Consider the following 20,769-nt stretch of genomic DNA (forward strand, 5'->3'; position numbering starts at 1 on the left):
ATCGACTCTAGGTGTTCTAAATGAGCATTTTTCGCCTGTTTTTAACGCAGTATTGCCAAGCGCAGTAGTTTTTACACACCCTGGGTCCTTAATGGCTGCTGAAAACGTCTAATCCCCCGAGATAAGCGGGCCGCTTGCGAACCAACTGCCGGTTTCGTATTCAAAGCCATGCGGTAACTGTGCGTATGCGGTTCGCTTATTTTTCGATGGGGTGGTTCTTTTGCAGCAAACGATCATTTCGAAAATCCGTTTTCTCGGCAAGACCATCGGCTATGTAGGATGGTCGCTTTTCTGGCTGTTGATCTGGGACGTGATTGTCACGGTCGACTTCATGCTCTACCTGGAGCGCAAGATCACCTTGCCGTCCATGCCGTTGACCCTGCTGGGCTCGGCGCTGGTGGTGCTGACCAGCTTCCGCAATTCAAGTGCCTATAACCGCTGGTGGGAAGCCAGGACGCTATGGGGCGCGCTGGTCAACAGTTCACGCAGTTTCGCTCGGCAAGTGCTGACGCTGGTCGAGGATGACGACGGGATCAACCCGGTCAAGGCCACACTGTTGCGTCGCCATGTCGCGTATGTGAAGTGCCTGTCTGCGCACCTGAAGGGCGCCAAGTGTGGTGATGAAGTTCAGATGCTGATTCCTCGCGAGGAATTCGAACGTCGTCACGACACCAACAACTTTCCCAACGACCTGCTCAATACGTCGGCTGCGCTATTGGCCAAGGAGTATCAGGCTGGGCGGCTGGACAGCATTCGTCTGGCGCGGCTGGAGTCGACCATGGTGGATATCTCCAATTGCCAGGGCGGCATGGAGCGTATTGCCAATACACCGTTGCCTTATCCGTACGTGGCCTTTCCGCGCCTGTTCATCACGCTGTTCTGCCTGATCGTACCGATTGGCCTGGTGGAGACCCTGGGCTGGTTCACGCCTCTGGCGTCGACGGTGGTGGGTTTTATGCTGTTGGCGATCGAGAAGATCGGTACCGACCTGCAGAGCCCGTTCCGTGCCAGTGAACATGAGATTCAGATGACGGCGTTGTGCGAAAACATTGAGCGCAATCTGGATTCGATGCTCAGGGGCGCGCAGGAGGAATGCAAGGCTTCATGAAGGGGTGAGGCGTCGCGCGATTGCGTGACGCCTCGGGTAAAGCAGAGGCAGCCGCTTAACGCAGCTCGCCGCACAGGTCCAGTTCGACCAGGCGCCGTACCTCCTCGGTCGTCAGGTCTGCGCCCAGCAGCGCATGCAGTTTGCCCAGCGCTGCTTCACGGGTCATGCCACCACCGGAGAGCACGCCTGCACCGCGCAGACGGCTGCCCGCTTCGTAGACATCCAGCTCGACACCGCCCTCATGGCACTGGGTAATCGCGACCACACAGATACCCAGCGCTCGCGCGTTCTCCAGACTGGCCAGAAATTGCGGATCGTCACTGGGGCCTGTGCCGCTGCCGAAGCATTCGAGCACCAGACCGCGGATACCACTGTTGATCAGACCGTCCAGCTGGGCAGCACCGACACCGGGAAACAGCGGCAATACCGCCACCTCTGTAAGTGTCTTGGTCTGGCGATAGTTCAATGCGTCAGGGAGCGAAACCACCGCATGGCCGCCACGCGAGCGTTGCAGCGGTGCGAACGGCTGACGACCGAAGCTGCGAATTTTCGCGCAGCGCACGGGTGTCATCAGTTGCCCGTGAAAATACAGCTGCACGCCTGACACCAGACCCGAACCCAGCGCCAGCAGTGCGCCGTTGACGTTTTCCCAGGCATCGCTGTCCTGCACGCCGGCAGGCAGCATCGACCCGGTGAACAGCACCGGCGCGCTGAACCCCAACAACTGGAAGCACATCGCCGCTGCGCTGTACGCCAGGGTGTCGGTGCCATGCAGGACCAGCACCGCATCGCAGCCTTCGACTTCCACCGCCTCGATCACGGCCTCACGCAGGCGCAACCAGTAGGAAGGGGTCATGTTGGCGCTGTCGATCAGCGGCGACATCTCGCGAAAGCGCCACTGCGGCACTACCAGTTCCGGATGCTCGGCCAGTTGCCCGGCCATTCGCGCCTCGAAACCGGAGGCCGGTGCCAGGCCGTTGGCGCTGGCCTGCATGCCGATGGTGCCGCCGGTGTAAAGAACCATCACGCGTTGTGCGGGTTGTTGTGCGTCATGCGGCATGGCTCTTCTCCGGCGTAGTGTCGCGGTGATTATCGTGCTTCGGGTACAGACTTGGCTGCCGCTTCGGCATCCTGTGTCGACTGACGGGTCGGATTGGCCGGCCATGCATTGCGGTCCAGGTCCAGATCAGGGAACTGGCTGGAATCGAACACCGGCGTCTTGACCCCGGCCCGACGTTGCGCATCGTAGTCATTCAAAATGCGCTTGACGACTTTGAACAGCATTGCGAGGGCGATCAGGTTGACGAACGCCAGCATGGTCATGGTGATGTCGGCGAACGCCAGGACATCCTTCAGGTCGACGACTGCACCCCACATGATCAGTACCAGCACCGCGATGCGGTAGATGATGATGGTCTGGATCTTCTCGCCAAACAGGAACCGCAGGCTGTTTTCGCCCAGGTAGTAGTTGTAGAGAATCGAGGTGAAGACGAACAGTGCCAGCGCTACGCTGATGAAGACTCTGCCCCAGTCACCGACCACGGCTGCCAGCGAGTTCTGTGCCAGAACGATACCGTTGCCGTCGTAGCCGATATCGTAGATACCGGACAGAAGAATCAGCAAGGCGGTGCAGGTGCAGATTACGAAGGTATCGAGGAACACGCTGAATGCCTGAACCACGCCCTGTGCCACCGGGTGCTCGACCTGTGCCACGGCAGCCACGTTGGGCGCACTACCCAGACCGGCTTCGTTGGCGAAGACGCCACGCTTGACGCCCATCACGATCGCGCTGCCGATCAGGCCGCCGAATACCGGATCAAGGCCGAAGGCGCTTTTGACGATGGTCATCAGCATGCCGGGAACGTGGTCGATCTGCAGGGCGATGACGTAGATGGTGACCGCGATATAGATCAGGGTCTTGACCGGAACCAGCAGGTCGGAAATAGCCGCGATACGCTTGATGCCGCCGACGAAGGCCAGGCCCAGCAGCACGACCAGGCAGATGCCGGTGGTGCGGGTGTCGACGTTGAACGCGCTTTTCAGCGAGTCGGTCACCGCGTGCGATTGCAGGCCGTTGAAGGCAAAACCGAAGGTCACCAGCAGCAATACCGCCATGACCATGCCCAGCCAGCGCTTGCCCAGGCCGTACTGAATATAGAACGCCGGACCGCCACGGAACTGGCCTTCGGAATCCTTGCGTTTGTACAGCTGAGCGAGTGAACACTCGATGAAGCTGCTGGCCATGCCGACCAGTGCGGTGACCCACATCCAGAACACGGCACCCGGACCGCCGAGCGTGACGGCAATGCCGACGCCTGCAATGTTACCGGCACCGACGCGGCCCGCAAGGCTGAGCATCAGGGCCTGAAACGAACTCAACTGGCCGGCGCTGCTGCGCAGACTGTCGCGAAAAACCGAGAACATGTGGAAAAAGTGTCGAAACTGAACGAAACGCGAGCGGATCGTGAAGTAACTACCCAGGCCTACGATAAGTACGATCAGTACCTTACCGGAGAGAAAGTCGTTAATCATTTCCAGCATTTTTGTTATTCCTCGCTACTTTTGAGGGGGCGCACTATACCGGTGCAAAGTTTTTACGTCTGTAGTCGCTTTCTTGTACGGCTGATTCTTCATTCGCGACGATGAATGAATACTTCCACGGGTTGCTCCGTAAAAGTGGGGTGCCGAAGGCTCTGGGTCCAGTGTCGGAGCCCTTTGCTGCAGGCAAAAAAAAGGGTCTGGAGAATCACTCCCAGACCCTCAAAAAATTGAGGGGTGTCTAGGCCCTCAATCTGGTGAGCAGGTTGCGCAGGTCATTCCTGTCAGGCCTTCAAGGGGGCCAGACGCGGAGCGATCATGTTTTCCGGGCGCAGGATGTCGTCGAGCATGGCGTCGTCGAGCAGACCTTCCTCACGCACCAGTTCCAGCACGCCGCGGCCGGTTTCCAGCGCGATGCGGGCGATACGGGTGGAGTTCTCGTAACCGATGTAAGGGTTCAGTGCGGTGACCAGACCGATCGAATGCTCGACCAGCTCGCGGCAGCGCTGTTCGTTGGCCGTGATGCCGACGATGCAGTGCTCGCGCAGCATGTCCATGGCGCGCTGCAGCAGACGGATCGAGTCGAAGATCTTGTAGGCGATCAGCGGCTCCATTACGTTGAGCTGCAATTGTCCGCCTTCGGCAGCCATGGTCAGCGACAGGTCGTTGCCGATGATTTCGAAAGCCACCTGATTGACCGCTTCCGGGATCACCGGGTTGACCTTGCCGGGCATGATCGAGCTGCCTGGCTGGCGTGCCGGCAGGTTGATCTCGTTGATGCCGGTGCGTGGGCCGCTGGACAGCAGGCGCAGGTCGTTGCAGATTTTCGACAGCTTGACCGCAGTACGCTTGAGCATGCCCGAGAACAGCACGAAGGCGCCCATGTCGGAGGTCGCTTCGATCAAGTCGGCTGCAGGCACCAGAGGCTGGCCGCTGATGAGCGCCAGACGATCGACCGCCAGCTTCTGATAGCCAGGGTCGGCGTTGATGCCAGTGCCGATGGCGGTGCCGCCCAGGTTCACTTCGGTCAACAGCTCCGGCGCCAGGCTGCGCAGGCGGTTGAGGTCTTCCGTCAGGGTGGTGGCGAAGGCGCGGAATTCCTGACCCAGGGTCATTGGAACGGCGTCCTGCAACTGGGTGCGGCCCATCTTCAGCACATGGTTGAATTCTTCGCCCTTGGCGGCGAAGGCCTGAATCAGGCTGGAAAGGCTGGCGAGCAGAGCGTCGTGACCCAGCAGCAGACCCAAGCGGATCGCGGTGGGGTAGGCGTCGTTGGTCGACTGCGCCATGTTGACATCGTTGTTGGGGTGCAGGTGTTTGTATTCGCCTTTCTCGAAACCCATGGTTTCCAGAGCGATGTTGGCGATGACTTCGTTGGCATTCATGTTGGTCGACGTGCCAGCGCCGCCCTGGATCATGTCGACCACGAACTGATCATGGAAGTCGCCGCGAATCAGGCGGGCGCAGGCCTCGCTGATCGCCGCATGCTTGGCGTCATTGAGGTGTCCGAGCTGATGGTTTGCATCCGCTGCCGCCTGCTTGACCATGGCCAGCGCGACTACCAGTTTCGGGTAGTGCGAAAGCGGCACGCCGGAGAGGTGAAAGTTGTTCACCGCTCGCAGGGTCTGGATGCCGTAATACGCGTTGGCAGGTACTTCGAGAACACCAAGCAGGTCTTTTTCGATGCGCGATGATGCAGACGAGGACATGATAAAAAAAGTCTCAAAAGGCACGGACAATGCCGGAACGCCACGAATAGTGGGCTTGCCGCCCTCGGTTGACCAATGCTGTTAAACGCTGGCCTATGCAAGAACGGCATAATCAGGGCGTGACCTGGATTCCGTTCAGTGCGTAAAGGGGGCAAAATGTCGCACCGGTGCCTTTCTTCGATCGCTGCTGCTGCGCCGCCCGGGCATGTATCCGCACTGCTTCGACGGGCGTCCTATCGGGACGCTGCAAATCGTTGCCATTGGGCATGCGCAATGGCCTGTCGAAGCCGTCATCCATTGTCCGGGAGGACCTGATGAATCTGGAAAGCAAATGGCTGGAGGATTTCAGCGCCCTGGCGGCCACTCGCAGCTTTTCTCAGGCCGCCGAGCGTCGCTTCGTGACCCAGCCGGCATTCAGCCGGCGTATTCGCAGTCTGGAGTCGGCGCTGGGGCTGACGCTGGTCAATCGCTCGCGGACACCCATCGAGCTGACCGCTGCCGGACAATTGTTTCTGGTCACGGCCCGGACGGTGGTCGAGCAATTGGGCGAAGTCGTGCGCCATCTGCATCATCTGGAAGGCGGGCAGGGCGAGGTCATGCAGGTGGCTGCGGCGCACTCCCTGGCGCTGGGCTTCTTTCCGCGCTGGATCGCCCAGTTGCGCAACGAAGGGCTGAACATTGCGACCCGGCTGGTGGCCACCAACGTCGGTGATGCGGTGCATGCGTTGCGTGAAGGTGGCTGTGATCTGATGCTGGCGTTCTACGATCCCGATGCCGCGCTGCAGATGGACGCCGAAATCTTTCCCTCGCTGCATTTGGGGCATACCGAGATGTTGCCGGTCTGTGCCGCCGATGCCGAGGGGCGGCCGTTATTCGATATGGAAGGCGAGGGCAGTGTGCCGCTGCTTGCCTATAGCGCCGGGGCCTTTCTGGGGCGTTCGGTGAACCTGTTGCTGCGCCAACGTAATCTGCGCTTCACCACAGTCTACGAGACGGCCATGGCCGACAGCCTGAAAAGCATGGCGCTTGAAGGGTTGGGGATTGCCTGGGTGCCACAACTGAGTGTGCGCGCCGAACTGGCGCGCGGTGAACTGGTGGTGTGTGGCGGACCGCAGTGGCATGTGCCACTGGAGATCCGCCTTTACCGCTGCGCACTGGTACGCAAGGCCAACGTGCGCCTGTTGTGGCGCAAGCTTGAAAGCCCTGCGGCAGCGGGCTGAGCATAAGATGGCCGGGCATGATGATTCATGCCCGGCCGATCATTCACTCAACGCCGGGTATGTTGTCGACGTAGTCGCGAATCAGTTGCTTGTTGGCGTCGCTGAAGTAATAGCAGGGGATAATCGTCGAATGGGATTTTTCCCACATCGTCGTCTGGCATGGAAAACCGGTTGCTGCCTCATGCTCAGCACCAAACAGGTGGCCGACTTCGTGTGGCAGCGTGTTGTAAGCTTTAAGGGACGCCATTGCGACGTGATAGTTGGTTGCTGTAACGCCGTGTACCGAACCGTTGAGTTTATTGGACGTCACCAGCACATATTTGTGCCGCTCCGATGGTGCCGGCAGGTTTTTTGCGTTTGCATACTGGATGCTCTCTTTTGACAACCGGTATAGCAGCTTGTCCAGGTCGTCCCCGCGATAGGCGAAGTCGGTCAGGCCGGGTTCGTCCTTGATAAAGGTGACGGTTGTCCTGCGCCCAGTGATTTCTTCCAGTTGGGCAAGCAGGGGATTCAGGTACTTTTCCGCCAGTTCGGCGCGCTCATAGCTTGTGAGTTGGTCGTGCATGATCAGGAATAACCCCAGGTTCGGGCCACCTGCGCTGGCGAACGGCAGATAAGAAAAGGCCGCCAGTAACAGCCAGATTTTAAGTGTGTTTTTCATTGATACGTTCTCGTCCTTGAGATATGGATGGATAGGGCGACTTCAATGTCGCAGCGCCAGTTAAGCAAATACTGATAAGCCGTAATAGCCGACGATTGCGATAAAGGCAGTAGGGCAGGCGCTGGTTTGATGTAAGAGGCATCGATGAACGGAGCCCGCTATCCGGCGCTCTTCAAACCCGCCCGCGCTGTTGACACCCGCGTCCTGCGTGTCGCGCTGACAGAAGGTGATTGCGGGTGCTTTAAAAAGGCAACTTTGCGGTATACTGCGCGGCCTTTGGCCGGTTAAACCGGTCATTATTCGTACAACAAGCCACGCCGGTTCCCCCGCGTGGCTTGTTGTTTTCAGACGCGCCTGCGGGCGCCCGATGAGAGGCACGACGATGAGCGCACTGGTTGGCGTGATCATGGGCTCCAAGTCCGATTGGTCCACCCTTAGCCACACCGCCGATATGCTGGAAAAGCTCGGCATCCCTTTTGAAGTCAAGGTGGTGTCAGCTCACCGCACACCGGATCTGCTGTTCCAGTACGCCGACGAAGCGGAAGGCCGTGGCATTGAAGTGATCATCGCCGGTGCCGGCGGTGCCGCTCACTTGCCGGGCATGTGCGCTGCCAAGACCCACCTGCCTGTGCTGGGCGTTCCGGTGCAGTCTTCAATGCTCTCGGGTGTCGATTCGCTGTTGTCGATCGTGCAGATGCCGGCCGGTATTCCGGTCGCGACCCTGGCCATCGGCAAGGCGGGTGCAATCAACGCAGCGCTGCTTTCAGCAAGCATCCTCGGCGCAAAGCACCCGCAATTCCACGCAGCGCTGAAGAAATTTCGCACTGAACAGACAGACAGCGTCCTGGACAATCCAGACCCACGCCACGCCTGAGGTTTTTCCATGAAGATCGGTGTAATCGGTGGCGGCCAGCTGGGCCGCATGTTGGCATTGGCAGGTACGCCGCTGGGCATGAACTTCGCCTTTCTCGATCCCGCGCCGGATGCCTGTGCTGCGGCACTTGGCGAGCATCTGCGTGCCGATTACGGCGATCTGGATCATCTGCGTCAGTTGGCGGATGAAGTCGATCTGGTGACCTTCGAGTTTGAAAGCGTTCCGGCCGAGACCGTGGCGTTTCTGTCACAGTTCGTACCGGTCTATCCGAGCGCCGAAGCGTTGCGCATTGCGCGTGATCGCTGGTTCGAAAAAAGCATGTTCAAGGACCTCGGTATCCCGACGCCGGCATTCGCCGATATCCAGTCGCAGGCCGACCTGGATGCCGCAGTAGCCAGCATCGGTCTGCCTGCCGTGCTCAAGACCCGCACCCTGGGTTATGACGGCAAGGGCCAGAAAGTCCTGCGTTCGGCGGCCGATGTGGTCGACACATTCGCCGAACTGGGCAGCGTGCCGTGCCTGCTGGAGGGCTTCGTGCCGTTCACCGGTGAAGTGTCGTTGATTGCCGTGCGTGCGCGTGATGGCGAGACCCGGTTCTACCCGCTGGTGCACAACACGCATGACAGCGGCATCCTGCGCCTGTCCCTCGCCAGCACGGATCATCCTTTGCAGGCACTGGCCGAAGACTACGCCGGCCGCGTCCTGAAGCAGCTGGATTACGTGGGCGTGCTGGCATTCGAATTCTTTGAGGTCGACGGTGGCCTGAAAGCCAACGAGATCGCGCCGCGCGTGCACAACTCCGGTCACTGGACCACCGAAGGCGCAGAGTGCAGCCAGTTCGAAAACCACCTGCGGGCGGTTGCCGGTCTGCCGCTGGGCTCCACAGCCAAGGTCGGCGAAAGCGCCATGCTCAACTTCATCGGTGAAGTCCCGGCAGTGGACAAGGTCGTCGCTGTCGAAGACTGCCACCTGCATCACTACGGCAAGGCGTTCAAGGCTGGCCGCAAGGTCGGACACGCCACGATCCGCAGCGTAGACCGCGCAACGCTGGATCGTCAGGTGAAGCTGGTAGAGGCGCTGATCAAGGGCTGATCAGGCCAGCGGGTAGGGTGCCGATGCTCTGTGTTGGCACGCAGTTTCAGGACACTCCGCGTCCTTTTGCGACGCGGAGCGTCGAGAACTGCATTCCCACGCAGAGCGTGCGGAACGAGCGTTTCTAACTGTCGTGCCTATGTTTCGCGTTGAAGCACTGTTCGAGACGCCTGGCCTCGGTTCAGGTAGGTTCAGCCCCGTCATTCATGAAGAATTCTCCACCCCGAAGCAAACTGGCCACTTCGCCGGAACCATTCCCTGCCGCTGTTCTCAGATAGCAGTAGGTCGGGGCTGCTATTAGCCCGGGCATATTCACTTAATACAGAGGGAAATGGCATGGGTATCATTGGAACCATCTTTATCGGCCTGATCGTTGGTCTGTTGGCTCGCTTTCTGAAGCCGGGCGACGACAGCATGGGCTGGATCATGACCATCGTGCTGGGTATCGCCGGTTCGCTCGCAGCCACTTACGGTGGTCAGGCGCTGGGTATCTATCAGGCAGGCGAGGGTGCAGGTTTCCTCGGCGCGCTGGTAGGTGCAATCATCCTGCTGGTTATCTACGGCATGATCAAAAAGAAATAACGCTTATGCGTCAGCCCTCTGTTTTACAGTGCGCAGAGGGCTAGAATGCTCGGCAACTTTCCACCCCTTTGCCGAGCTTTATCATGCGTCGCTTCCTGTTGATGACTCTTCTGCTGTTATCCGCGCTTTGCGGTCCCGCATACGCCCAGTTGCCGGAAACCGACTGGCTTGAGCTGATGCCCAAGTCCGATCAAAAAGCCCTCGAAGCCATGCCCGAGATTGACCACAATTCTCCGGAAGCCATGGGCACGTTCGACAGCAAGGGTGGGCTGAAGCAGAGCAAGGGTCTGCCTGCAGTCATGTATTCGACCAAAACCGTCCCGGCAATGAACGGCAAGACGATTCGTCTCGGCGGCTACCCTGTGCCTCTCGAAACCGACGCCAAGGGCCGCAGCACGCTGTTCTTCATCGTGCCTTACCCAGGCGCCTGCATCCATGTGCCGCCACCGCCGCCCAACCAGCTGGTGCTGGTGCGCTACCCCAAGGGGCTGAAACTGGATGACCTCTACACACCGCTGTGGGTAGAAGGCACCCTGAAAATCGAGAAGGTCAGTAACGACCTTGCCGATGCAGCGTACGCGATGGATGCCTCAAAGGTCCGTGTGGTGGTTGAGTCGGACCTTTGATAGGTTTGATCAATAACTGATCAGAGCGCCTCGCTCCAGATGCTCACACCCAGAACATGCATCTGGTCCGGTGCCAGCGTGATCACGTCGTCCAGCACGTTGGCGGTTTCGACGCAGACCATGCGCTGCCAGCCGTCTGCTGCCATGTCGGTGAACTTGCTGGTCTTCTCGATCCACGGGCTCCACAGAATGGCTGAGTTAGAGCCCGTGCTGCGGATGTGGATGCGTCGCTGCCACTCCGGGTCGACAATGCTGAGCACGCCTGGCGTGTCCTTGTAGATGCGGTCGGTTTCGCCTGTGAAGGTCAGGTCGCCGCTCTGCTCGCGCTCTTCCCAGTTTGCCAGGGTTTCGATGTAACGCAGGCCGTCGAGCCCTTCGACGCTGACCTGACGCACATCGCTGACGGCGAAATAGGTGTGCAGCGCCTGGCTGATCACCACAGGTTCAGTGCCGCAGTTGTAGCTGACCAGACTGACATTCAGTGCGTGGTCCAGACGAATGCTCAGTTTCAGGGCGACGTTGTGCGGCCAGCCCGGCAAGTGGCCTTCTGCCTCGGGAAGCACGAACTCCACCAGCAGTGCATCGCCATCTGCGCCAATACCCAGCAACTGCCAGTCCAGCGCTCGCACTTCGCCATGCGCCTTGGCAGGCTCGCTGCTGTCGCGCATCGCCTGCACGCTTTGCGGGTTGCGCTCCAGATTGCCGAACCACGGCCAGCAGATCGGCATGCCTGCACGAATGGGTTTGCCGCGTTTGAAAACGGCCTCTTCGTTCAGCCACACCAGCGGCGGCTGCCCGGCTACTTGATAGCTGAGGATGTGTGCGCCTTGTTGCGCAACCAGCAGCTCAGCTTCGCCGTGGCAAATACGCCAGCAGTTCAGCTCATCGTAAAGGATGGATTCAACGGTGGGTTCAACCGGGGATGTTGGCATGCAAAGTTCTCACTCAATGACCGTGACGAAAATAGACCGCTTCACGCAAGACGAGTTTAACCGGCAGCCAATCCGTGACCGAGCGACAAATTACCGTCGCGCGGGAACCGAGCGCGTCCGGCCGCTGGCATCTATGGCGACGAACACGAACGCAGCCTCCGTGACCTTGCGCCATTCGCTGGTGAGCGGGTCGTCGCTCCACACTTCGACCATCATCTTGATCGAGGTGCGTCCGACTTCCAGGGTGCGGGTATAGAAGGAAAGCTGTTCGCCGACCGCGACCGGGACCAGAAACGCCATGCGATCGATGGCGACGGTCGCCACACGGCCACCCGCGACCTTGCTGGCCATCGCTGTGCCTGCCAGGTCCATCTGGGACACCAGCCAGCCGCCAAAGATGTCGCCAAAGCCATTGGTTTCGCGGGGAAGGGCGGTGATTTGCAGTGCAAGGTCGCCTTGCGGGGTTGGATCTTCTTGTTCGAGCTCGATCATGCCTAGGGTGCCTCTGACCCATGACTCTCATTATTGTATGTCGCGGTTAACAGGTGCCATTCAAAACCATGAGCATGAACATTATGTGTTCAGCGCCGGTGTGGCCCAAAGGGAAACTCTGCGAAACCCGCTGATTCAGACGTTTTCGCACAACTTCCCAAGGCTGTTGACGACTTGCGAGTATATCGGGCGTTGCGTCATAGAACGACCGTGGGTCTTCATTTTGTGTCAGTGGCAGTTCTGCCATGTGTTTTTTGTAGCAATTTGCTATCTTGCTGGACCTCTACAGGTAACAAGACTGCCTGTACACGCAATTTTGGTGCCTATCTGCGCCTTTGCTCCCGACAATCGCTTCTGCACGGCACCCCGCAGCAGCCAGCGTTGCTGTCGCTCGCCCCTTTTCAAAGAACAAGCAAAGAGAAGCCTTGTCATGTCATCTGTTCCTCCAAGTTCCACGCAGCCTGCGCGGCCTCTGACTCGCAGCGATTACAAAACCCTTTCGCTGTCGGCCCTGGGTGGTGCGCTGGAGTTCTACGACTTCATCATTTTCGTGTTTTTCGCGGCGGTGGTCGGCAAACTGTTTTTCCCGGTGGACATGCCCGACTGGCTGCGCATGATGCAGACGTTCGGCATTTTCGCCGCCGGTTATCTGGCGAGGCCTCTGGGCGGCATTATCATGGCGCACTTTGGCGATCTGCTGGGGCGCAAGAAAATGTTCACGCTGAGCATTTTCATGATGGCGGTGCCGACGCTGATCATGGGTCTGCTGCCGACCTACGCGCAGATCGGCATGTGGGCGCCGATTCTGCTGCTGTTGATGCGCGTTATTCAAGGGGCCGCCATTGGCGGTGAAGTGCCGGGCGCCTGGGTGTTCGTGTCCGAGCATGTGCCTGCACGTCGTGTCGGGTATGCCTGCGGCACCCTGACCGCCGGCCTGACAGCGGGCATCCTGCTGGGCTCGCTGGTAGCTACGGCGATCAATAGCATCTATACCCCGGTCGAGGTATCGGATTACGCATGGCGTATCCCTTTCCTGCTGGGTGGCGTGTTCGGCCTGATGTCGGTGTATCTGCGCCGCCTGCTGCATGAAACGCCGGTGTTTGCCGAGCTGCAACTGCGCAAGGCACTGGCCGAGGAGGTGCCGCTCAAGGCGGTACTGCGCGATCATCGTGGCGCCGTCGCGCTGTCGATGCTGATGACCTGGTTGCTGTCTGCCGGCATCATCGTCGTGATCCTGATGACGCCGACCATTCTGCAAACCATTTATGGCTTTCCGGCTGCTACGGCGCTGAAAGCCAACAGCCTGGCCATTGTCTTCCTGAGCGTGGGCTGTATCGCTGCGGGCGCACTGGCGGATCGTTTCGGCGCAGGCTGGGTGTTCCTGCTGGGCAGCGCAGGTTTGCTGATCAGTTCCTGGACGTTCTATCACATCCTCGGCAGCCATCCGGATGTGCTGTTCCCGCTGTATGCGGTGACGGGCCTGTTCGTCGGTACGATCGGCGCGGTTCCTTACGTCATGGTCAAGGCATTCCCGCCTGTGGTGCGCTTCTCGGGGCTGTCGTTCTCCTACAACCTGGCGTACGCGATCTTCGGTGGTCTGACGCCGATGGTCGTGACCTTCATGCTCAAGAGCAGTCCGATGGGGCCTGCGTGGTACGTCGCGATCCTCTGCGGCCTTGGCATGGCCATCGGTGTGTTTCTGCTGAGCCGAAAGCGCTGATTATCGTCCGCTGTTGAATCGCTCGGGCACCGCTACAGCCAAAGGCTATCTACCTGCGCAGGTCGATAGCCTTTTCATCTTATTGTCATAATCAATTCATAGAGTAGTCATAAGACTGGCCGAAAAAGGCTCGTGGACACCTACATACCCTGCCAGGAGCGCAAGGATGACACTCAAGCGTTTGATGACTGCACTGACCTTGGTTGCCGCCGGAGTGACGGCAGCCAATACGCTGGCTGCGGTCGACCCTGCCATCAAGGCCTATACCAAGACCTCCGGTGTGTCGGGCAATCTCTCCAGTGTCGGCTCCGATACCCTGGCAAATCTGATGACCCTGTGGGCCGAGGCCTACAAGAAAGAATACCCGAGCGTGAACATCCAGATTCAAGCGGCCGGCTCCTCCACGGCGCCACCCGCGTTGACCGAGGGCACGGCCAATCTGGGCCCGATGAGCCGCAAGATGAAAGACGGCGAGCTGTCGGCTTTCGAGCAGAAGCATGGCTACAAGCCGACCGCCATCCCGGTCGCGGTGGATGCCCTGGCGGTTTTCGTGCACAAGGACAACCCGATCAAGGGCCTGACCCTGCAGCAAGTGGACGCGATCTTTTCCGCGACCCGCCTGTGCGGCGCCAGGGCAGATGCGAAAACCTGGGGTGATGTCGGCGTGACCGGCGATCTGGCAGGCAAACCGATCCAGTTGTTCGGTCGTAACTCGGTGTCGGGCACTTACGGTTACTTCAAGGAAGAAGCCCTGTGCAAAGGCGACTTCAAGGCCAACGTCAACGAGCAGCCCGGCTCCGCTTCGGTGGTCAGCGCGATCAGCAATTCGCTTAACGGCATCGGTTATTCGGGCATCGGTTACAAGACATCCAACGTCAGGACGGTCCCGCTGGCGAAGAAGGAAGGGGGCGAGTTTGTCGAAGACAGCGAAGCCAATACCCTGAACGGCAGTTATCCACTGTCGCGCTTCCTTTATGTGTACGTGAACAAGGCGCCGAACCAGCCCTTGGCGCCGCTGGAGGCCGAATTTGTGAAGCTGGTGCTGTCGAGACAGGGCCAGGAAGTGGTGATGAAGGACGGTTACATCCCGCTGCCCGCCCGTGTCGTGGAGAAGACGCTGGCCGATCTTGGCCTGCAGGGCGCAAGCGGCGTGGCGGTAAAGTAGTCACGTACGCGTTGCGAGCGAGGCTCAATGGACTGGCCTGCACACAAATTGAACAGTCCGCCGCCGGTTTCGCAGGCGGCGGGCTTTCTTGCGTCACCTTGCTGTAATGTTTCTGTCATACAAGGCGTCTACGGTGTGTGCGCATGAATGAGCTGTTCAAATCGACGATGGACCTGAGCTCGCCTCCAGCGCGTATTGATTTCAATACGGCCGCGATGGTGCGAAAGCGTCGTGTCCGTGCGCTGAAGGACCGGCTCACTCACTGGTACGTCGCCATCGGCGGCCTTGCCGTGCTGGCGGCCATCACGCTGATCTTCTTCTACCTTGCCTATGTGGTTGCGCCGCTTTTCAAAGGCGCCAGCCTGACCGCCGAGCCAGCACTGAATGCTGCCTGGCTGCAGGACGCTGGTGCGCCGCTGATGATCACCATCGAAGAGCAGAACCAGATCGGCATGCGCATTTCCGACAAGGGCGAAGTGGTCTTCTTCAATATCGAGGACGGCGCAGAGCTGCAGCGCATTGCCTTGCCGCTCCCCGCTGGCGTGTCCGTCGCGTCCATCGGCAAGGATCAGCCCGGCGCGCCATTGATAGCCCTGGGTTTGTCCAACGGCCAGGTGCTGGTGTTCAGGCACTCGTACCTGACGACCTACCCGAACGATCAGAAAACCATCACCCCAAGCGTGGCCTGGCCCTACGGTGAAGCGCCTCTGGTACTGGATGAGGACGGGCGTGCGGTCGAGCATGTCACCGTCAGCTCCGATGGCGACAGCCTGAAGCTGGCAGGGTCGACCGGCACTCAGTTGCATGTCATCTCGCTTGAACAGAAAGAAAACATGATGACCGGCGAGATGACCCGCGAGCAGACGCGTGTCGAGTTGCCGCAGATGTCCGCGGCGGTCAAGGCGATCTACATCGACCCGCGCCAGCAATGGTTGTATGTCATCAACGGGCGCGCGCAGGCGGATGTGTTCAGCCTGCGCGATCGCAGCCTCAATGGCCGCTATAAATTGCTGGAAGACGGCAACGCCGAGATCACGGCGAGCGCTCAACTGGTCGGCGGCATTTCGCTGATCATCGGCAACTCCAAGGGCAGCCTGTCCCAGTGGTTCATGGCGCGGGACACTGACGGCGAGCAGCGCCTGATGCGCATCCGTGATTTCAGTCTGGGCAGCGCACCTATCGCGCAGATCAAGGCCGAGCAGCGCCGCAAGGGCTTCATCGCTCTGGATGCTTCCGGCAAGCTGGGCGTATTCCACAGCACCGCGCACCGCACCCTGCTGATCGACAAGGTCGCCGAGGGGCCCGGCATTCTGGCGTTATCGCCACGCGCCAACCGGATTCTGATTGAAAGTGCTGGCAAGCTGCTGCCGCTGACGCTGGACAATCCGCACCCGGAAGTCTCCTGGAGTTCGCTGTGGGGCAAGGTCTGGTACGAGAATTACGATGAGCCCAAGTACATCTGGCAGTCCACGGCGTCCAACTCCGACTTCGAGCCCAAGCTGAGCCTGGCGCCGTTGACCTACGGCACGCTGAAAGCGGCGTTCTACGCCATGCTGCTGGCCGCGCCGCTGGCCGTGGCTGCCGCGATCTATACCGCCTATTTCATGGCCCCGGGCATGCGCCGCAAGGTCAAGCCGGTAATCGAATTGATGGAAGCGATGCCGACGGTGATTCTCGGCTTTTTTGCCGGATTGTTTCTGGCCCCGTATCTGGAAGGGCATCTGCCCGGCATCTTCAGCCTGTTGCTGCTCACGCCGATCGGCATTTTGCTGGCGGGCTTTTTCTGGACCCGCCTGCCTGATTCACTTCGCTTGCGTATTCCCGATGGTTGGGAAGGCGCGATTCTGATTCCGGTCGTGCTGTTGGTGGGCTGGTTCTCGCTGAGTATGAGCCCGCACCTGGAGAGCTGGTTCTTCGCAGGGGACATGAGCACCTGGATTCGCGACCACCTGGGTATCACCTACGATCAGCGCAACGCATTGGTGGTCGGCATCGCCATGGGGTTCGCGGTGATTCCCAACATTTATTCGATTGCCGAAGACGCCGTGTTCAGCGTGCCGCGCAGCCTGACGCTGGGTTCGCTGGCACTGGGCGCGACGCCGTGGCAGACCCTGACGCGGGTGGTGATCCTGACCGCCAGCCCGGGCATCTTTTCTGCCTTGATGATCGGCATGGGCCGGGCCGTGGGGGAAACCATGATTGTGCTGATGGCGACCGGCAATACGCCGATCATGGACATGAACCTGTTTGAAGGCATGCGCACGCTGGCGGCCAACGTCGCGGTGGAGATGCCGGAGTCGGAAGTGGGCGGCAGCCATTATCGGGTGCTGTTTCTGGCGGCGTTGGTGCTGTTGATGTTCACCTTCGTGATGAACACCCTCGCAGAGCTGATTCGTCAGCGTCTGCGCAAGCAATACTCGTCGCTGTAAGGAAGGTAGGCGTTGGTGAAGCGGAACTCCCTCAGGAACTGGTTCAAAAGTGGCGCCCCCGGCGTCTGGATGAGTGCGGGTGCCGTATCCATCGCTGTGATCATGACCATCGGCCTGTTGGCGGTGATCGCCGTGCGTGGCCTTGGGCATTTCTGGCCCGCCGATCTGGTGAGCGCGCAGTACGCAGTCCCCAATCAGGAATCGAGCGTTCTGGTCGGTGAGCGGGTCGAGCAGGAGCAAGTGCCTCGTGCGCGCCTCAAAAGTGCGGGCCTGCCGGTGCCTGATCAAGGGCCGGAGTTCATGACCCGCGAGCTGTTCAAGGTCGGCAATCGCGATATCAACCCCAGTGACTTCAACTGGGTGGTAGGCGAATGGCTGACCGGGCAGAGCCGGCCTGCAGACCTGATGACGCTGGAGCGTCGCGAGTGGGGCAATTTCTACGGCTACCTGGTCAATGTCAAGGAAGGCGGGCGGGTCGTGGCCGAAGGCGACGCGGCCTGGCCGGCCCTGCAAGAGCGCATCAAGCGCGTCGAAAAGCTGGCTGACGAACTCTATACCCTGGAAAAGAAAGACATTGGTGCCATCAATCACGGAATCGAGCGCCTGCGCCTTCAGGCCCGCAAGCTGGAACTCGATGGCCGACTGGATGCCGCCGCGCAAGCGGACATGGCTGCCGAGCGGGCCGAGCTGGATGCGCGTTACAAGGTCATCGAGGCGCGTCTTGACGGGCTGCACCAGGCCTTTGATCGCGACAGCCTGACCGCGCGTGATGGCAACGGCAAAGAGATCGAACTCAGCCTGGGCAAAGTGGTGCGTGCCTATCAGCCCAATGCGATGGGCACGGTGACCAAGCTTGGCTTCTACTTCGAGAAGCTGTGGGAATTTCTCAGCGCCGACCCACGCGAAGCCAATACCGAAGGCGGTATCTTTCCGGCGATCTTCGGCACGGTGATGATGACCCTGATCATGGCCGTGATCGTCACGCCGTTTGGCGTGCTGGCGGCAGTCTACCTGCGTGAGTACGCGCGCCAGGGTCCGGTTACCCGGTTGATTCGCATCGCGGTGAACAACCTCGCCGGTGTGCCTGCGATTGTCTACGGCGTGTTCGGTCTGGGGTTCTTCGTCTATGTGCTGGGCGGCTCGGTGGATCGGCTGTTCTTTCCTGAAGCGCTGCCGGCTCCGACGTTCGGTACGCCGGGCCTGTTATGGGCTTCGCTGACGCTGGCACTGCTCGCCGTGCCGGTGGTGATTGTGGCGACGGAAGAAGGCCTGGCGCGCATTCCGCTGACCCTGCGTGAAGGTTCGCTGGCACTGGGTGCAACCAAGGCCGAGACGCTGTGGAAAATCGTACTGCCGATGGCCAGCCCGGCGATGATGACCGGGCTGATCCTCGCGGTGGCGCGTGCCGCCGGCGAGGTTGCGCCTTTGATGCTGGTGGGCGTCGTCAAGCTGGCGCCGTCGCTGCCGCTGGACGGCAACTATCCTTATCTGCATCTCGATCAGAAGATCATGCACTTGGGTTTCCACATTTATGACGTCGGCTTCCAGAGCCCCAACGTCGAGGCCGCACGCCCGCTGGTGTATGCCACCGCGCTGCTGCTGGTACTGGTCATCGCCTTGCTCAATCTGTCAGCGGTGAGCATCCGTAATCATTTGCGGGAAAAGTACAAGGCGCTCGACAATTGATCCCGAATTCGCCCTTTGGCAAACGCGGCCGTTCGCTGGCGCGAACCGTTCGCACAGGAGCAATCCATGCAGCATGAAAGCCCGACGAGTGGCATGAACATGTCGGCCCTGAGGCGTCACAAGCAACGCCTGGATCTGGCCGACGAGAGCGTGGCCATCGAAGTGCCGGGCCTGAATCTGTTCTATGGCAACAAGCAGGCGCTGTTCGACATTGCCCTGAATATCCCGAAGCAGAAGGTGACCTCGTTCATCGGTCCGTCCGGGTGTGGCAAATCGACGTTGTTGCGCTGCTTCAACCGCATGAACGACCTGGTCGATGGTTGCCGGGTCGAGGGCGCGATTAACCTGTACGGGCACAACATCTACACCAAGGGCGAGGAAGTCGCCGAGTTGCGTCGCCGCGTCGGCATGGTGTTTCAGAAGCCCAATCCGTTCCCCAAGACAATTTATGAAAACGTGGTCTACGGGCTGCGCATTCAGGGGATCAACAAGAAGCGCGTGCTCGATGAAGCTGTCGAGTGGGCGCTGAAAGCCGCTGCGCTCTGGGATGAAGTCAAGGATCGACTGCATGAGTCGGCATTGGGTTTATCCGGGGGGCAGCAGCAGCGTCTGGTCATTGCCCGAACGATCGCCGTGGAGCCGGAAGTCCTGCTGCTCGACGAACCCTGTTCGGCACTCGATCCGATTTCGACCCTTAAAGTCGAAGAACTGATCTACGAACTGAAATCGAAATACACCATTGTGATCGTTACCCACAACATGCAGCAGGCGGCTCGGGTGTCGGACTACACCGCGTTTATGTACATGGGCAAACTTGTCGAGTTCGGTGATACGGATACCCTGTTCACCAACCCGGCAAAAAAACAGACAGAAGACTACATCACCGGTCGTTACGGGTAGTACGTGCTTCGTCAGCCCTGAACCACCGCTGCGTTTTCGCAATTAACCGGACGTTCCAAGGACACCCAGCATGATCCACAAAGACAGCCATACGCATCACATTTCCCAACAGTTCAACGCTGAACTCGAAGACGTTCGCAGCCATTTGCTCGAAATGGGTGGCCTGGTCGAGAAGCAGGTGAACGATTCGGTCACGGCGCTGATCGAGGCCGACTCCGGTCTTGCCCAGCGTGTTCGCGAGGTCGACGACCGGATCAATCAGATGGAGCGCAGCATCGACGAAGAATGCCTGCGCATTCTGGCGCGTCGCCAGCCTGCAGCGTCCGACCTGCGCCTGATCATCAGCATTTCCAAGTCGGTGATCGACCTGGAGCGCATTGGTGACGAAGCGACCAAGATCGCGCGCCGTGCCATCAAGCTCTGCGAAGAGGGCGAGGCACCGCGCGGCTACGTCGAAGTGCGTCATATCGGCGATCAGGTGCGCAACATGGTGCGCGATGCGCTGGACTCGTTCGCCCGTTTCGACGCCGAGCTGGCCCTGTCGGTTGCGCAGTACGACAAGACCATCGACCGCGAGTACAAGACGGCTCTGCGCGAGCTGGCGACCTACATGATGGAAGATCCACGCTCGATCTCCCGGGTACTGGACGTCATCTGGGTGCTGCGCTCTCTGGAGCGAATCGGCGACCATGCACGCAACATTTCCGAGCTGGTGATCTATCTGGTGCGCGGGACCGACGTGCGGCACATGGGCCTCAAGCGCATGAAGGAAGAAGTGCAGGGTATATCGAGCGAAACCGCTAATGTTCCGGGCAACGCTGACGATAAGTAAGATTGCCTGCGAGAAAAACGCCCAGCACGCGCTGGGCGTTTTTCGTTGCGCAGATCAGTATTTCCCGTCGCCTGCGGATTAAATGTCGCGGCGCAGTCAATCAATATGGCAGTTGGCTACCAGTCAACGCTATGCTTGCCGAAACAAAGGGCGTGTTGGCATACCGCAGTTCGCCTCCAGGTGAACACGCCCGCAGGAGCGTC

Annotated in this window: 18 protein-coding genes; 12 read left to right on the forward strand and 6 right to left on the reverse strand. The window is 59.7% G+C overall.

The features are described 5' to 3' along the window. The first annotated feature begins 220 nt into the window (after positions 1-220). Positions 221-1,108, forward strand: coding sequence for a bestrophin family protein (locus tag P406_RS24345; RefSeq protein ID WP_003316074.1), 888 nt, complete (start codon positions 221-223; stop codon positions 1,106-1,108). 55 nt (positions 1,109-1,163) lie between these two features. On the opposite strand, the gene P406_RS24350 is transcribed toward P406_RS24345, so the two are convergent. The 3 genes from P406_RS24350 to aspA all read right to left on the reverse strand — a co-directional run bounded on the left by P406_RS24350 (position 1,164) and on the right by aspA (position 5,355). After that, positions 1,164-2,168, reverse strand: coding sequence for an asparaginase (locus P406_RS24350; protein WP_046237613.1), 1,005 nt, complete (start codon positions 2,166-2,168; stop codon positions 1,164-1,166). Positions 2,169-2,197: 29 nt separating this feature from the next. Next, the gene (locus P406_RS24355; RefSeq protein ID WP_046237614.1) at positions 2,198-3,649 is read right to left on the reverse strand and encodes an alanine/glycine:cation symporter family protein; all 1,452 of its coding nucleotides are present in this window, start codon (positions 3,647-3,649) and stop codon (positions 2,198-2,200) included. A 281-nt stretch (positions 3,650-3,930) separates the two neighbouring features. Beyond that, positions 3,931-5,355, reverse strand: coding sequence for an aspartate ammonia-lyase (gene aspA / locus P406_RS24360; RefSeq protein ID WP_046237615.1), 1,425 nt, complete (start codon positions 5,353-5,355; stop codon positions 3,931-3,933). Positions 5,356-5,669: 314 nt separating this feature from the next. On the opposite strand from aspA, the gene P406_RS24365 reads away from it, so the two are divergent. Next, positions 5,670-6,575, forward strand: coding sequence for a LysR substrate-binding domain-containing protein (locus P406_RS24365; RefSeq protein WP_046237616.1), 906 nt, complete (start codon positions 5,670-5,672; stop codon positions 6,573-6,575). A 43-nt stretch (positions 6,576-6,618) separates the two neighbouring features. Here the strand turns inward: P406_RS24365 and P406_RS24370 are convergent, their stop codons facing one another. Next, positions 6,619-7,236 (reverse strand): reprolysin-like metallopeptidase, encoded by a 618-nt coding sequence (locus P406_RS24370; RefSeq protein ID WP_046237617.1) that lies wholly within the window; start codon positions 7,234-7,236, stop codon positions 6,619-6,621. A 382-nt stretch (positions 7,237-7,618) separates the two neighbouring features. Here P406_RS24370 and purE point away from each other — a divergent pair, with 382 nt between their 5' ends. The 4 genes from purE to P406_RS24390 all read left to right on the forward strand — a co-directional run bounded on the left by purE (position 7,619) and on the right by P406_RS24390 (position 10,410). Continuing rightward, complete coding sequence (gene purE, locus P406_RS24375; protein WP_003340324.1) at positions 7,619-8,110, forward strand: 5-(carboxyamino)imidazole ribonucleotide mutase; 492 nt, start codon at positions 7,619-7,621, stop codon at positions 8,108-8,110. Positions 8,111-8,119: 9 nt separating this feature from the next. Beyond that, positions 8,120-9,202 (forward strand): 5-(carboxyamino)imidazole ribonucleotide synthase, encoded by a 1,083-nt coding sequence (locus tag P406_RS24380; protein ID WP_046237618.1) that lies wholly within the window; start codon positions 8,120-8,122, stop codon positions 9,200-9,202. A gap of 336 nt (positions 9,203-9,538) precedes the next feature. Beyond that, a complete protein-coding gene (locus P406_RS24385) occupies positions 9,539-9,784 on the forward strand; it encodes a GlsB/YeaQ/YmgE family stress response membrane protein (RefSeq protein ID WP_002555896.1) in 246 nt (81 codons plus the stop codon). Positions 9,785-9,867: 83 nt separating this feature from the next. Further along, on the forward strand, positions 9,868-10,410 hold the full coding sequence (locus P406_RS24390; protein WP_046237619.1) for a DUF3299 domain-containing protein: 543 nt from the start codon (positions 9,868-9,870) through the stop codon (positions 10,408-10,410). A 20-nt stretch (positions 10,411-10,430) separates the two neighbouring features. On the opposite strand, the gene P406_RS24395 is transcribed toward P406_RS24390, so the two are convergent. Both P406_RS24395 and P406_RS24400 read right to left on the reverse strand, forming a co-directional pair. Beyond that, positions 10,431-11,342, reverse strand: coding sequence for a D-hexose-6-phosphate mutarotase (locus tag P406_RS24395; RefSeq protein ID WP_046237620.1), 912 nt, complete (start codon positions 11,340-11,342; stop codon positions 10,431-10,433). Positions 11,343-11,432: 90 nt separating this feature from the next. Beyond that, positions 11,433-11,834, reverse strand: coding sequence for an acyl-CoA thioesterase (locus tag P406_RS24400; protein WP_003316086.1), 402 nt, complete (start codon positions 11,832-11,834; stop codon positions 11,433-11,435). Between the two features lie 430 nt (positions 11,835-12,264). Here P406_RS24400 and P406_RS24405 point away from each other — a divergent pair, with 430 nt between their 5' ends. From P406_RS24405 to phoU, 6 genes are all read left to right on the forward strand, one after another. Continuing rightward, positions 12,265-13,554, forward strand: a complete 1,290-nt coding sequence (locus P406_RS24405) for an MFS transporter (RefSeq protein ID WP_024663069.1) — start codon at positions 12,265-12,267, stop codon at positions 13,552-13,554. 166 nt (positions 13,555-13,720) lie between these two features. Next, positions 13,721-14,719, forward strand: coding sequence for a phosphate ABC transporter substrate-binding protein PstS (locus P406_RS24410; protein WP_046237621.1), 999 nt, complete (start codon positions 13,721-13,723; stop codon positions 14,717-14,719). 143 nt (positions 14,720-14,862) lie between these two features. Next, the gene (locus tag P406_RS24415) at positions 14,863-17,148 is read left to right on the forward strand and encodes an ABC transporter permease subunit (protein ID WP_046237622.1); all 2,286 of its coding nucleotides are present in this window, start codon (positions 14,863-14,865) and stop codon (positions 17,146-17,148) included. Positions 17,149-17,217: 69 nt separating this feature from the next. Next, positions 17,218-18,834 carry a phosphate ABC transporter permease PstA gene (gene pstA / locus P406_RS24420; RefSeq protein WP_174518729.1) on the forward strand — a complete coding sequence of 539 codons (1,617 nt, stop codon included), beginning with the start codon at positions 17,218-17,220 and terminating at the stop codon, positions 18,832-18,834. 66 nt (positions 18,835-18,900) lie between these two features. Beyond that, positions 18,901-19,734: a phosphate ABC transporter ATP-binding protein PstB gene (pstB, locus tag P406_RS24425; RefSeq protein WP_046237623.1), complete on the forward strand. Its 834-nt coding sequence runs from the start codon at positions 18,901-18,903 to the stop codon at positions 19,732-19,734. A 70-nt stretch (positions 19,735-19,804) separates the two neighbouring features. Continuing rightward, a complete protein-coding gene (gene phoU, locus P406_RS24430) occupies positions 19,805-20,566 on the forward strand; it encodes a phosphate signaling complex protein PhoU (RefSeq protein WP_003340338.1) in 762 nt (253 codons plus the stop codon). Positions 20,567-20,769: the final 203 nt, after the last annotated feature.

Source organism: Pseudomonas syringae pv. coryli str. NCPPB 4273, assembly GCF_000972175.1.
Classification (GTDB): domain Bacteria; phylum Pseudomonadota; class Gammaproteobacteria; order Pseudomonadales; family Pseudomonadaceae; genus Aquipseudomonas; species Aquipseudomonas syringae.

Bases quoted from the DNA above. Each gene is read 5' to 3' on its own strand.
- P406_RS24390 (WP_046237619.1), top strand. From the start codon at position 9,868: ATGCGTCGCTTCCTGTTGATGACTCTTCTGCTGTTATCCGCGCTTTGC.
- P406_RS24365 (WP_046237616.1), top strand. From the start codon at position 5,670: ATGAATCTGGAAAGCAAATGGCTGGAGGATTTCAGCGCCCTGGCGGCC.
- P406_RS24410 (WP_046237621.1), top strand. From the start codon at position 13,721: ATGACACTCAAGCGTTTGATGACTGCACTGACCTTGGTTGCCGCCGGA.
- purE (WP_003340324.1), top strand. From the start codon at position 7,619: ATGAGCGCACTGGTTGGCGTGATCATGGGCTCCAAGTCCGATTGGTCC.
- P406_RS24400 (WP_003316086.1), bottom strand. From the start codon at position 11,834: ATGATCGAGCTCGAACAAGAAGATCCAACCCCGCAAGGCGACCTTGCA.
- P406_RS24350 (WP_046237613.1), bottom strand. From the start codon at position 2,168: ATGCCGCATGACGCACAACAACCCGCACAACGCGTGATGGTTCTTTAC.
- pstA (WP_174518729.1), top strand. From the start codon at position 17,218: ATGAGTGCGGGTGCCGTATCCATCGCTGTGATCATGACCATCGGCCTG.
- P406_RS24380 (WP_046237618.1), top strand. From the start codon at position 8,120: ATGAAGATCGGTGTAATCGGTGGCGGCCAGCTGGGCCGCATGTTGGCA.
- P406_RS24385 (WP_002555896.1), top strand. From the start codon at position 9,539: ATGGGTATCATTGGAACCATCTTTATCGGCCTGATCGTTGGTCTGTTG.
- P406_RS24355 (WP_046237614.1), bottom strand. From the start codon at position 3,649: ATGCTGGAAATGATTAACGACTTTCTCTCCGGTAAGGTACTGATCGTA.
- P406_RS24395 (WP_046237620.1), bottom strand. From the start codon at position 11,342: ATGCCAACATCCCCGGTTGAACCCACCGTTGAATCCATCCTTTACGAT.
- P406_RS24370 (WP_046237617.1), bottom strand. From the start codon at position 7,236: ATGAAAAACACACTTAAAATCTGGCTGTTACTGGCGGCCTTTTCTTAT.
- phoU (WP_003340338.1), top strand. From the start codon at position 19,805: ATGATCCACAAAGACAGCCATACGCATCACATTTCCCAACAGTTCAAC.
- pstB (WP_046237623.1), top strand. From the start codon at position 18,901: ATGCAGCATGAAAGCCCGACGAGTGGCATGAACATGTCGGCCCTGAGG.
- P406_RS24415 (WP_046237622.1), top strand. From the start codon at position 14,863: ATGAATGAGCTGTTCAAATCGACGATGGACCTGAGCTCGCCTCCAGCG.
- aspA (WP_046237615.1), bottom strand. From the start codon at position 5,355: ATGTCCTCGTCTGCATCATCGCGCATCGAAAAAGACCTGCTTGGTGTT.
- P406_RS24405 (WP_024663069.1), top strand. From the start codon at position 12,265: ATGTCATCTGTTCCTCCAAGTTCCACGCAGCCTGCGCGGCCTCTGACT.